Source organism: Nocardiopsis sp. NPDC049922 (assembly GCF_040660275.1).
Classification (GTDB): domain Bacteria; phylum Actinomycetota; class Actinomycetes; order Streptosporangiales; family Streptosporangiaceae; genus Nocardiopsis.
Genome location: NZ_JBFAME010000005.1, coordinates 211,172 through 223,351, shown reverse-complemented (window position 1 = coordinate 223,351; position 12,180 = coordinate 211,172). Strand labels below are relative to the sequence as shown.

Here is a 12,180-nt window from a genome sequence, read left to right as displayed (position 1 = left end):
GAACCCTAGCGGGTCACCTTGCCGGCCTTGATGCACGAGGTGCAGGCGTTCACGCGCTTGGGCGTGCCGCCCACACGGGTGCGAACGGTCTGGATGTTGGGGTTCCAGCGGCGGCGGGTGCGACGGTGCGAGTGGGAAACACTGTTACCGAACCCTGGTCCCTTGCCGCAGACGTCGCAGACGGAAGCCACGGTAACTCCATTCAAGCGCTCGGGATCGCGCACGTCGCCGCACGCGAAGGGTCGACCGACCGGGAGAGGCCGGGTGGACAGGCTGGCGCGGACGCCAACCGTGGAAGAGTACACGAAGGACGTGGTCAGACGCGGATGCGTACCGTAGACCGGTGCCCGTACTCGTCGTGGTGGAGACGGTGCGGCCGAAGCCCTCGCACCCCCACCTGAGCATCGCATCCGCCACGCGGGCATGGCGAAAAGGCGATGAACTCCGACGAGTATACCCCTGTCGGGAGGGGCCGGACGCCCACCCGGCCCCGCCCGCGCAACCTCCCACGCGTCACACGCTGCCACTACCGTGGCGTTGAGCAGAGCGGACTGGCGGGGACGGGGACACTGTGAGCACCTGGGACGAACCGCTGCGCGTGGCCCTCGGGGGCTCCGCGCGGGCCTTCAAGGACAAACTCGACCTGCACACCCTCGGCGACCTGCTGCGGTACTACCCGCGCCGATACGACCGCCGGGGCGAGCTGACCGACCTCGCCGCGCTGCGCGAGGGCGAGGACGTCACCGTGCAGGCACGCGTGCTGGACGCCAAGCGCCGCACGGTGCCCGCGCGCCAGGGCCGCCGCCGGATGGACATGATGGAGGCCACGGTCACCGACGGCACCGGCCGCCTGCACCTGACCTTCTTCAACCGGGGGGCCTACCACCAGAACTCCCTCGTCCCCGGGCGGCTGGCGCTGTTCTCCGGGCGGGTCTCCACCTACCGCGGGCGCCGCCAGCTCGACCACCCCGAGTACCAGCTGATCGACGAGGACGGCAGTGAGGGCGAGCGCGCCCGCGCCTTCGCGGAGGAGCTCATCCCGATCTACCCGGCGGTCAAGGGGCTGGACTCGTCCCGGATCGCGTTGGCGATGGACCTGGCCCTCGCCCGGGCCGCCGACCTGCCCGACCCGCTCCCGCCCGAGGTGCGCGAACGCCACCGCCTGGCCGGCGTCCGGGACGCCCTCGAACGCGTCCACCGACCCTCGGAGTGGGCGGACGTGGGCAGCGCCCGACGCCGCCTGAAGTGGGACGAGGCCTTCGTGCTCCAGTTGGCCCTGGCCCGGCGCCGCCGCCAGGCCGAGGAGTTGCCCGCCAGGCCGCGCCCGGGGGTCGAGGGCGGGATCCTCGACGCCTTCGACGCCGAGCTGCTCTTCACCCTCACCGACGGCCAGCGCGAGGTCGGCGCCCGCCTCGCGGAGCGGTTGGACGCGGCCCACCCGATGCACTGCCTGCTCCAGGGCGACGTGGGCGCGGGCAAGACCCTGGTCGCGCTGCGCGCCATGCTCCGTGTGGTCGACTCCGGCGGGCAGGCCGTCCTGCTCGCCCCCACGGAGGTCCTCGCCCAGCAGCACCACCGATCGATCAGCGCCATGCTCGGTCCGCTGGCCCGCGCCGGGCAACTGGACGGGGCGGACAACGCCACGCGGGTGGCCCTGCTCACGGGCTCCATGAACACCGCCGCGCGCCGCGAGGCCCTGCTCGACGCCGCCTCCGGCGCGGCCGGGATCGTCGTGGGCACCCACGCCCTCCTCCAGGAGCACGTGTCCTTCGCCGACCTGGGCCTGGTCGTGGTGGACGAACAGCACCGGTTCGGGGTGGAGCAGCGCGACGCCCTGCGCGAGAAGGCGGTCGACGGGCGTCCGCACGTGCTCGTGATGACCGCCACGCCGATCCCGCGCACGGTCGCCATGACCGTCTACGGCGACCTCGACGTGGTCGCGCTCACGCAGCTGCCCACCGGCCGCGCGGGGGTGTCCACGCACGTCGTCCCGGCCAGGGAGAAACCGCACTACCTGACCCGCGCCTGGGAGCGGATCCTGGAGGAGGCCGCCCGGGGCCGCCAGGCCTTCGTGGTCTGCCCGCGCATCGGTGAGGACGGCGGGGAGGACGCCGACGAGGAGGTCGGCGGCGACCAGGACGCGGAGGACCCGGGCGCCCGACCGCCGCTGGCCGTGCTCGACGTGGCCGCGCGACTGACCGAGGGGCCGCTGGCGGACCTGGCGGTGGAGGTCCTGCACGGCCGGATGGCCCCCGACGACAAGGACGCGGTCATGCGCCGATTCGCGGAGGGGCGCACCGACGCGGTGGTCTCGACGACCGTCATCGAGGTGGGCGTGGACGTGCCGAACGCCACCGTGATGGTCATCATGGACGCGGACCGCTTCGGCGTCTCGCAGCTGCACCAGCTGCGCGGGCGCGTCGGCCGGGGGAAGCTGCCGGGGCTGTGTCTGCTGGTCACGGACGCGGAGGAGGGCTCCCCGGCGCGGGAGCGGCTGGCCGCCGTGGCGGCGACGACCGACGGGTTCGAGCTGTCCCGGGTGGACCTGGAGGCGCGCCGGGAGGGCGACGTCCTCGGCGAGGCCCAGTCCGGCGCCCGCTCCTCCCTCCGGATGCTCACCCTGCTCAAGGACGAGGAGCTGATCGGCGAGGCGCGGGAGGAGGCCGCGGCCTACGTCGAGGGCGACCCGGACCTGACCGCGTACCCGCCGCTGGCCGACGCGCTGGCGGAGCTGCTGCCCGAGGACCGCGCCGAGTACCTGGACAAGGCCTGAGGGGAGCGGGGCCGCCGCCCGGACGCCCTAACGTGGAGGCATGACGCGCATCATCGCCGGAGCGGCGGGCGGACGGCGGATCGCCGCGCCCGACGGCCGCACCACCCGACCCACGAGCGACCGGGCGCGCGAGGCCCTGTTCGCCTCCGTCCAGTCCGACCTCGGCTCCCTGGAGGGGCTGCGTGTCATGGACCTGTACGCGGGGTCGGGGGCCATCGGGCTGGAGGCGCTGTCCCGCGGCGCCGCGCACGCGCTGCTCGTGGAGGCCGACCGGAGGGCGGCGGGGGTCGTCCGGGACAACATCGGCGTGTTGGGCCTCCCCGGCGCCCGCCTGGTGGCCGACCGGGTGGAACGGGTGGTCGCCGCCGTGCACCCGGGCGAACCCTACGACCTGGTCGTGGCCGATCCCCCGTACGCGGTCGCCGACGAGGAGGTGGCCGGGGTGCTCGCCGACCTCGTGCGGAACGGGTGGTTGGCCGAGGACGCGGTGGTCGTGGTCGAGCGCTCCAAGCGCGGCGCCGAACCGGTCTGGCCGAAGGGGTTGGAGCGGGACCGGAAGCGGGGGTACGGGGAGGCGGTGCTCTGGTACGCCCGGCCCTCCGCCCCCTGAGACCCCGCGGCGCGCCTCCCCGCGGGTCGGACCGGCGGCGGTGGAACTCCGTTATGCGGGTGTCGCCCCGATCGGCGCCGGAGGCAACCCCTACGATCGCGGTACTCGAGAGTAACTCCTGAGAGGGGCGATCCACCGTGCGCCGAGTCGTCTGCCCGGGTTCCTTCGACCCGGTGACCTTCGGACACATCGACATCATCGGACGAGCCGCCAAGCAGTACGACGAGGTCGTCGCGGCCGTGCTCAACAACGTCAACAAGCGCGGGCTGTTCACCGTCCCCGAGAAGCTGGACATGCTCAGGGAGAGCACCGCCGACCTCGGCAACGTCCGCGTCACCGACTTCGACGGACTCCTCGTCGACTTCTGCCGCGCCAACGGCATCGAGACGATCGTGCGCAGCCTCCGCTCGGTCAGTGACTTCGACTACGAACTCCAGATCGCGCAGATGAACTTCCGGCTCTCCGGCGTGGAGACCGTGTTCATGACCGCCAACCCGCAGTACTCGTTCCTGTCGTCCAGCCTGGTGCGCGAGATCGCCCAGCACGGAGGGGACGTGTCCAGCCTGGTGACGCCGTACGTCCAGGACCGCCTCCGGGACAAGTACGAGGAGCGCTCGCGCGGCTGACCGGCCGCCCGCTCCGGGACCGACGCCCTCGCCGGGGCCGGCCCCGGCGGCTGATTTGGGTGGTCGGGCCCATGATAGGTAGAATCTGGGTTTGACCCTGAGCGTCGCCGTACTTGGCGTGCGCGCGGGCTGGTCACGCCGGACCCGTCATCCGTCCCGCGTGCCCGGCATCTTCCGAACCTCTCGTGAAAGCGCGATTACCCTGTCTCGTCCTGAACCTCGTGACCCGTTCGTGGTCGACACCCGTCAGCTGGGCCGCCAGCCGGGGTCGATGCGAACCGTCAACCGCATCGTGACCGTGCCGGAGGCCTTCTCCGGGGCGATGGCGAGCGTGCCCGAGGGCAGCGAGGTCGAACTCGACCTCCGGCTGGAGGCGGTGATGGAGGGCGTCCTCGTCACCGGCACCGTCAGCGGACAGCTCACGGCGGAGTGCTCGCGCTGCCTCGACCCCCTGTCGGACGAGCTCGAAGCGGGCTTCCAGGAGCTGTACCGCTACTCCGCCGACGACGGCGAGTCCGCCCGGGTCGAGGAGGACGCGTCCGACGAGGATGAGGACTACTATCTAGAGGGCGATCTGCTCGACCTCGGCCCCGTGGTCAGGGACGCCGTCGTGCTCGCCCTCCCGCTCTCGCCGCTGTGCGTACCGGACTGCCCCGGGCTGTGCGCGGAGTGCGGTGTCCGACTCGCCGAGGTCGGTCCCGACCACGGTCACGGCGACGCCGTCGACCCACGCTGGGAGGCTCTTCGCGCCATCGCGGAGGATCCCGGAGAACGATGAGCTCGTGAACCGGTCACGGAGCGCCCGTCGGGCGCCCTCGTGACGGGAGCACACCCTCCCCGCCGCAGCGCGCGGGGTGACCAGATAAGCGACCTCCCGCGACCGCGGGGGTGACCCAGGAGGATTGAAGTGGCCGTCCCGAAGCGGAAGATGTCGCGGAGCAACACCCGGACCCGCCGTTCCCAGTGGAAGGCGTCGCGCCCGGTGCTGGTCAACTGCCCGCGCTGCCGTGACCCGAAGCAGCCCCACATCGCGTGCCCGACGTGCGGCACCTACAACAACCGTCAGGTCACCAACCCGGCGTAACACACTCGTGTCAGGCCTCGGGTCCACACCCGACGATTCGCCTCGGGGCGGACCCGCACGCCGGGTCCGCCCCGAAGTGCTGTCGGAGGGAGTCCGTAGGGTGAGTGACCCGCCTCAGCGTGGGCAGTAGACAACCAGAACCGCAGAAGCACCCAGTCGTGATCCGGGCTCCCACGGGTTCCCGAGTTCGTGGTGGCTGCCGGGGGAGCGTCGCTCCCGCGACGATCACCTCGTGTTCGAGCACCCCTGTCGAGCCGGGGATCCGCACCCGAACGCAGGATGCGCGTCCTCCCCGGGGCGCGTCAGAACAGGGAAGTGAACTCGCGTGGCAAGCCAACTCTCCGTCTCCGAGGCCAGGGCGTTCCACAGGGCGATCGGCGTCGAGGTCGATCCCAAGATCCTGCTCCGCGCCCTCACCCACCGGTCCTACGCCTACGAGAAGGGCGGGCTGCCCACGAACGAGCGCCTGGAGTTCCTCGGCGACTCCGTGCTCGGCCTGGTGGTGACCGACACCCTGTTCCGCAAGCACCCCGACCTGCCCGAGGGGCAGCTGGCCAAGCTCCGCGCCGCCGTCGTCAACATGCGCGCCCTCGCGGACGTGGCCCGCGGCCTGGGCATCGGCGCCTACATCCGCCTCGGCCGGGGCGAGGAGGGCACCGGGGGCCGCGACAAGTCCTCGATCCTCGCCGACACGCTCGAGGCGATCATCGGCGCCGTGTACCTCGACCGGGGGCTGGACGTGGCCTCCGAGTTCGTGCACCGCCTCTTCGACCCGCTCATCGCGACGGCCTCGGGGCTGGGCGCCGGGCTGGACTGGAAGACCTCCCTCCAGGAGCTGACCGCCGCCGAGATGCTCGGCGTCCCCGAGTACCACGTCGACGAGAGCGGCCCCGACCACCAGAAGACCTTCCGCGCCACGGTGCGCGTCGCGGGCGAGAGCTACGGCCTCGGCGAGGGCCGCAGCAAGAAGGAGGCCGAGCAGCAGGCCGCCGAGTCCGCGTGGAAGGCCATCCGCGCGCGGACCGACGACGCCCAGTCCTCCTCCAACGGCCAGAACCGGAGCTGACGTGCCCGAACTCCCCGAGGTCGAGGTCGTGCGCCGCGGCCTGGCCGCACACGCGCTGGGCCGGACGGTCGGCGCCGTCGAGGTCCTGCACCCGCGGTCGGTGCGCCGCCACGTCCCCGGCGCCGCGGACTTCGCCGCCCGCCTGGAGGGGCGGGTGCCCACGGCCGCCCGCCGCCGCGGCAAGTACCTGTGGCTGACCCTGGACAGCGGCGAGATACTGCTCACCCACCTGGGCATGAGCGGACAGATGCTCGTCCAGCCGGTGGGGAAGCCCGACGAGAAGCACCTGCGGGTGCGGCTGCCGCTGTCGGACGGCCAGGAGCTGCGCTTCGTCGACCAGCGCACCTTCGGCCACCTGCTGGTGGACGCCCCGGGCGAGCGGGACGGCGTCCCCGCCTCGGTCGACCACATCGCGCTGGACCCGCTGGACCCCGACTTCGAGCCGGAGGTCTTCGTCCGCGCCCTGCGCGCGCGCCGGACCGAGGTCAAGCGGGCGCTGCTCGACCAGTCCCTCATCAGCGGCGTGGGCAACATCTACGCCGACGAGGCGCTGTGGCGCGCCCGGCTGCACTGGGCCCGCTCCACCCGGGGCCTGTCCCTCCTCCAGGCGACCGAGCTCCTGGGGCACGTGCGCGACGTCATGAACGAGGCGCTCGCGGTGGGCGGCACCACCTTCGACGGGCTGTACGTCGACGTCAACGGGCGGAGCGGGTACTTCGAGCGCGGTCTGAACGCCTACGGGCGCGAGGACCGGCCGTGCGGGCGCTGCGGTGCGCCGATCGTGCGGGAGGCGTTCATGAACCGCTCGTCGTTCAGCTGCCCGCGCTGTCAGCGGGCGCCGAGGGCTCGTCGCTGACCCGTGGTCCGGGGGTCTCGTGCGCCCGTGATCGACAGGGACAGGCAGGTCGGGCGTGTTGGTGAGGAAAGTGTCTCCGTGAGGTAAGGGAAGGTGCGGCGCGTGGAGAACCACGAGGAGTTGGTCCGGCTGACCGCGTGGGTGCGCGGCCGGGTCCAGGGAGTGGGTTTTCGCTGGTGGGCGCGGTCTCGGGCGCTCGAACTCGGGCTGAGCGGGGCGGCGACCAACCTCGCCGACGGGCGGGTGGAGGTGGTCGCGGAAGGGCCGCGCGGCGACTGCACTCGGCTCCTGGAGCACCTGAGGAGCGGTCGCACACCCGGTCATGTGGACTCCGTGGTGGAACGTTGGTCATCGCCTGGGGGGACGTTCACCGGATTCGTCGAGCGGTGAGTATGCTTGTGGCGTAACGCGATTCGGTCCACGGTCGCGGCGGCCCCACGGGGCACCGCGACGTCGGCCCGCTCCGCGCGCGTCTTCGGGGCGTGTGACACGGGGGTGGGTGCGTCCGGGTCGTGTGACCTCACGTGCCCAGGTCGTTCCGGCCCGGGGTGTGGTCGTTACGGACTGTTGTAATCCAATCTTGACCAGCGGCGCGCGGAGTGAGACTCTGGAAGGCACATCGCGCAATCTTCCACCCGTGGCTTCGACTCAGAAGTCGACGATCTTCGGGATGTCGTGTGCGCGTTTCATCACTGGTCACTCAGTGTGGAGGACCCACATCATGGCGAAGGCTCTGTTTGGCCACGTCGGCGGCTCCGACCCTCGTATGGTCCAGGAGATGCGACGGCTTCAGAATCGAGTACGTGACCTCGAGGCCGAGATCAGCCGCCTCCAGGCACGTAACGACCAGCTCAGCATGGCCGTCACCGACGTCGCCGTCAGCGCGACGGATCGCGAGCCCGCGCTCGCCTGACCAGCGCCGTCGACCCACCGGGCAGCCACCCGGTCGACCGCGTGACACGTGAACCACGGACGGGACGCCGTACGCAGCACCCAAGGCGTCCCTGACGGTAGTTCCGTCAGCCGCTCCGCGGTCCGCTCGACCCAGCGCTTCGTTCCCCGAACCCTCGGCCGCAGACTTCCTTTCCTTTTCCTTGCGGCATTGTTTACCTACCCGGCGGACACCCACGCAACCCTCCGTGTTCGCCGGAGCTCCCCCCCAGGATCCGACCGTGGCCCACCTCATCGGGCCCGTCCGCGTGAACCGCGCCCGCTGCCCCCGGCTTCGTGGCACCCTTGGATGATGCTGTGCGCGGCGTCCCACGAGGGCGTTCGCGCCATCGTCGAGGCGGCCCGCGCGGGCCCGGTGGCCGGTGTGGGAGGTGTGGGTGTACCTGAAGAACCTGACGCTGCGCGGCTTCAAGTCGTTCGCGTCGGCCACCACCCTGCGTTTCGAACCCGGGATCACCTGTGTGGTGGGCCCCAACGGATCCGGCAAGTCCAACGTCGTCGACGCCCTGTCCTGGGTGATGGGCGAACAGGGGGCCAAGTCCCTGCGCGGCGGCAAGATGGAGGACGTGATCTTCGCGGGCACGTCCACCCGCCAGGCGCTGGGCCGCGCCGAGGTCAGCCTCACCATCGACAACTCCGACGGCGCCCTGCCGATCGACTACACCGAGGTCACCATCCGCCGGACGATGTTCCGCAACGGCGGCTCGGAGTACGCGATCAACGGCGACACCTGCCGTCTCCTCGACATCCAGGACCTGCTCAGCGACTCCGGCATCGGCCGCGAGATGCACGTCATCGTCGGCCAGGGGCAGCTCGACACCGTCCTGCACGCGGGACCCGAGGAACGCCGCGCGCTCATCGAGGAGGCCGCGGGCATCCTCAAGCACCGCAAGCGCAAAGAGAAGGCGATCCGCAAGCTCAACGCGATGCAGGGCAACCTGGACCGCGTCACCGACCTCACCGCCGAGCTGCGCCGCCAGCTCAAGCCGCTGGGCCGCCAGGCCGAGCTGGCCAGACGCGCCGCCGTCATCCAGGCCGACCTGCGCGACGCCCGGCTCCGCCTCCTGGCCGACGACATCGTCACCCTCACCGACCAGCTGGCCAAGGAGGAGGCGGACGAGAAGGAGGTCCTCGAACGCCGCGCCGCCGCCGAGGCCGCGCTCGCCCAGGCACAGCGGCGCGAGACCGCCCTGGAGGCCCAGTCCGCCGAGGCCGCCCCGGTCCTGGCGCGCGCGTCGGAGACCTTCCACGCGCTCTCCCGCCTCGCCGAACGCCTCGACGCCGTCCGCGGACTGGCCAGCGAGCGCCACCGCAACCTCGTCTCCGTCACCGACGAGCCGGTGAGCCGCCGCGACCCCGAGGAACTGGAGATGGAGGCCGAGGAGGCCGCCGCCCAGGAGGAGGAGCTGCTCACCCGCCTGGAGGAGGTGCGGGAGGCCCTGGAGGCCGCCGTCGAGGAGCGCACCTCCGCCGAGGACGCCCTGCACCGGGAGGAGAAGCGGTTGGCGGCCGCCACGCGCGCCTCCGCCGAACGCCGCGAGGGGATCGTGCGCCTGAGCGCGCGGGTGGAGAGCCTGCGCGGCCGGTTGGGCGAGGGCGAGGCGGAGATCGCCCGGCTGGAGGAGGCCGCCCGCCAGGCCGCCGAACGCGCGGCCGAGGCCCAGGCCGAGTACGAGATGGCGGAGGAGGAGTCCGCCGGGCTGGACGAGGGCGACGCCGAACTCGACACCGCCCAGGAGCGGGCCGCCCGGCTGCTGTCGGCGACCGAGGCCGAACTCAACGAACTCCGCGACGCCGAGCGTACGGCCGAGCGGGAGCGGTCCGCGCTCGCCGCCCGCAAGGAGGCGCTCGAACTGGGCCTCGCGCACAAGGACGGCGCGGGCACCCTGCTGGAGGCGGCTCCCGACGGACTGCTCGGCAGCCTGGCCGCGCTCGTCCAGGTCGACCCCGGCCACGAGACCGCCGTCGCCGCCGCCTTCGGCCGGGCCGCGGGCGCCGTGGCCGTGGCGTCCCCGGAGACCGCCGCCACCGCCGTCCGGCTGCTCCGGGACCGGGACGCGGGCCGCGCGGGCATCGTGATCGCGGACGCGGTCCCCGCCACGCCGCGCGAGGACTGGCCCGCCCTGCCCGACGGCGCGCGCTACGCCGCCGACGCGGTCGTCGCCCCCGACCACCTGCGCGGGTCCGTCACGGTCCTGCTCGACCGCACGGCCCTGGCCACCGACGCCGCGCACGCCCAGCGGCTGGTCGCCACCCTGCCCGGCGTCCGCGCGGTCACCCCCGACGGCGACGTCTTCGGCGCGGAGATGGTCTACGGCGGTTCGGCCGCCGCCCCCAGCCTCCTGGAGGTCCAGGCCGCCGTGGACGAGGCGGCCGAACGCCTGGAGGAGGCCACCGAGACCGCCAAACGGGCCGCGGCGGACCTGGAGGCCGGCAAGCGCGCACGCGCCGAGTTGGCCGCGACCGCCGACGAGCTCACCGCGCGCCGCCGCCAGAGCGACCGCAAGCGCAACGAGTCCGCCCAGCGCCTGGGTAAACTCGCCGGTCAGGCCCGGTCCGCCGAGGCCGAGTCCGAGCGCTACGCCGCCGCGGCGGCCAAGGCGGCCGCCACCCGGGGCGAGGACGTCGGGAAGCTGGCCCGGCTGGAGGAGGAGCTGGCCGAGGCCGAGGAGATGGCCGCCTCCATCGAGGAGGACGCCCCCGACCCCGAGACCCGCGACGCCCTCGCCGCCCAGGCCTCGCGCGCCCGCGCCACCGAGATGGAACGCCGACTGGCCGTACGCACCGCCGAGGAGCGCGCGCGCTCCGTCGCCGGTCGGGCCGAGGCCCTGCTCGCCCAGGCCGCCGAGGAGCGCCGCGCTGTCGAGCGCGCCGCCGAGCGCCGCAGGACCCGCGCCGCCCAGGCCACCATCGCCGACGCCGTCGCCGAGAGCGCCCGGCTGGCCCTGGAACGGATCCGGGTGTCCCTGGCCGCGGCTGAGAGCGAGCGGACCGCCGCCGAGGCCGAGAAGGAGGCGCGCGACGCCGAACTGCGGACGGTGCGCGCGCGGGTGCGGGAGCTGTCGGTCGAGATGGAGAAGCTCACCAGCTCGGCGCACAGCGGCGAGGTGGCGCGCGCCGAGCGGCGCATGCGCCTGGAGCAACTGGAGACCAGGGCGGCCGAGGAGATGGGCGTGGACGTGCCCACCCTCGTCGCGGAGTACGGCCCCGAGGCCCCGGTGCCGCCGCCCGCCGACGCGGGGGAGGACGCCGGACCCGCGCCGTACGTGCGCGAGGTGCAGGCCAAGCGGGCCCGCGGCGCCGAGCGCCAGCTCAACCAGCTCGGCAAGATCAACCCCCTGGCGCTGGAGGAGTTCGCGGCGCTGGAGGAGCGGCACGCGTTCCTCAACGCCCAGTTGGAGGACCTGAAGAAGACCCGCCGGGACCTGATGGAGATCGTGCAGGAGGTGGACGCCCGGGTGCAGGAGGTGTTCTCCTCCGCCTACCTGGACGTGGAGCGCGAGTTCGCCGCGATCTTCGGCCGCCTCTTCCCGGGCGGTGAGGGGCGGCTCCTGCTCACCGACCCGGACGACATGCTGACCACGGGGATCGAGGTGGAGGCGCGCCCGCCGGGGAAGAAGGTCAAGCGGCTGTCGCTGCTGTCGGGCGGCGAGCGGTCGCTGACGGCGGTGGCCTTCCTGGCCGCGATCTTCAAGGCGCGCCCGTCGCCGTTCTACGTCATGGACGAGGTCGAGGCGGCCCTGGACGACACCAACCTCCAGCGCCTGTTGGTGATCTTCGAGGAGCTGCGCTCGTCGTCCCAGCTCATCGTGATCACCCACCAGAAGCGCACGATGGAGGCGGCCGACGCCCTCTACGGCGTCACGATGCAGGGCGACGGCATCTCCCAGGTGATCAGCCAGAAGCTCGACCGCCCAGCCTGACGTCCGCCTCCGCGCACGCGGCGGGGCCGCCCCCGCGGTGGAGGGCGGCCCCGGAGGGTCCTGCCTGTTCTTGGAACGGTCACCCCAGGGGGTTTGCCGTTCGGGCGCCGCCAGGGTGCTGCAAGACGAGGCAAGCCGCTAGCGAGGAACGAGCGTCAGGCGCCGCCGAGGATGAAGCATCCCTGGCCTTGGGGCGCCCGACGAGAGCGAGTACCGCGCCGAAGGCGTCCGTTGAGGGTGCCCGCCCCGCCGCGAAGCGGCCCCCGGGCGGTGGCGGGCGACGGGCGGGAC

Annotated in this window: 11 protein-coding genes; 10 read left to right on the top strand and 1 reads right to left on the bottom strand. The window is 72.9% G+C overall.

Features of this window, described 5'->3' with window-relative positions; translation table 11 throughout:
• Window positions 1–5: 5 nt before the first annotated feature.
• Complete coding sequence (gene rpmB / locus AB0I72_RS12065) at window positions 6–191, bottom strand: 50S ribosomal protein L28 (RefSeq protein ID WP_013151263.1); 186 nt, start codon at window positions 189–191, stop codon at window positions 6–8.
• 380 nt (window positions 192–571) lie between these two features.
• On the opposite strand from rpmB, the gene recG reads away from it, so the two are divergent.
• The 10 genes from recG (at window position 572) to smc (ending at window position 11,889) form a co-directional block, all read left to right on the top strand.
• The gene (gene recG, locus AB0I72_RS12060; RefSeq protein WP_358566244.1) at window positions 572–2,773 is read left to right on the top strand and encodes an ATP-dependent DNA helicase RecG; all 2,202 of its coding nucleotides are present in this window, start codon (window positions 572–574) and stop codon (window positions 2,771–2,773) included.
• A gap of 40 nt (window positions 2,774–2,813) precedes the next feature.
• Window positions 2,814–3,383 carry a 16S rRNA (guanine(966)-N(2))-methyltransferase RsmD gene (rsmD, locus tag AB0I72_RS12055; RefSeq protein WP_358566241.1) on the top strand — a complete coding sequence of 190 codons (570 nt, stop codon included), beginning with the start codon at window positions 2,814–2,816 and terminating at the stop codon, window positions 3,381–3,383.
• 137 nt (window positions 3,384–3,520) lie between these two features.
• Complete coding sequence (coaD, locus tag AB0I72_RS12050; protein ID WP_358566238.1) at window positions 3,521–4,009, top strand: pantetheine-phosphate adenylyltransferase; 489 nt, start codon at window positions 3,521–3,523, stop codon at window positions 4,007–4,009.
• A gap of 232 nt (window positions 4,010–4,241) precedes the next feature.
• A complete protein-coding gene (locus AB0I72_RS12045; RefSeq protein ID WP_358566235.1) occupies window positions 4,242–4,787 on the top strand; it encodes a DUF177 domain-containing protein in 546 nt (181 codons plus the stop codon).
• A 129-nt stretch (window positions 4,788–4,916) separates the two neighbouring features.
• A complete protein-coding gene (gene rpmF / locus AB0I72_RS12040; RefSeq protein ID WP_013151268.1) occupies window positions 4,917–5,093 on the top strand; it encodes a 50S ribosomal protein L32 in 177 nt (58 codons plus the stop codon).
• Window positions 5,094–5,418: 325 nt separating this feature from the next.
• Entirely contained in the window at window positions 5,419–6,159 is a 741-nt protein-coding gene (gene rnc, locus AB0I72_RS12035) for a ribonuclease III (RefSeq protein WP_358566233.1), read from the top strand.
• 1 nt (window position 6,160) lies between these two features.
• Window positions 6,161–7,015: a bifunctional DNA-formamidopyrimidine glycosylase/DNA-(apurinic or apyrimidinic site) lyase gene (gene mutM / locus AB0I72_RS12030; protein WP_358566230.1), complete on the top strand. Its 855-nt coding sequence runs from the start codon at window positions 6,161–6,163 to the stop codon at window positions 7,013–7,015.
• A gap of 102 nt (window positions 7,016–7,117) precedes the next feature.
• Window positions 7,118–7,405 carry an acylphosphatase gene (locus tag AB0I72_RS12025; RefSeq protein ID WP_358566227.1) on the top strand — a complete coding sequence of 96 codons (288 nt, stop codon included), beginning with the start codon at window positions 7,118–7,120 and terminating at the stop codon, window positions 7,403–7,405.
• Window positions 7,406–7,736: 331 nt separating this feature from the next.
• Complete coding sequence (locus tag AB0I72_RS12020) at window positions 7,737–7,928, top strand: hypothetical protein (protein WP_075927123.1); 192 nt, start codon at window positions 7,737–7,739, stop codon at window positions 7,926–7,928.
• A gap of 415 nt (window positions 7,929–8,343) precedes the next feature.
• A complete protein-coding gene (gene smc, locus AB0I72_RS12015; protein WP_358566223.1) occupies window positions 8,344–11,889 on the top strand; it encodes a chromosome segregation protein SMC in 3,546 nt (1,181 codons plus the stop codon).
• Window positions 11,890–12,180 lie beyond the last annotated feature (291 nt).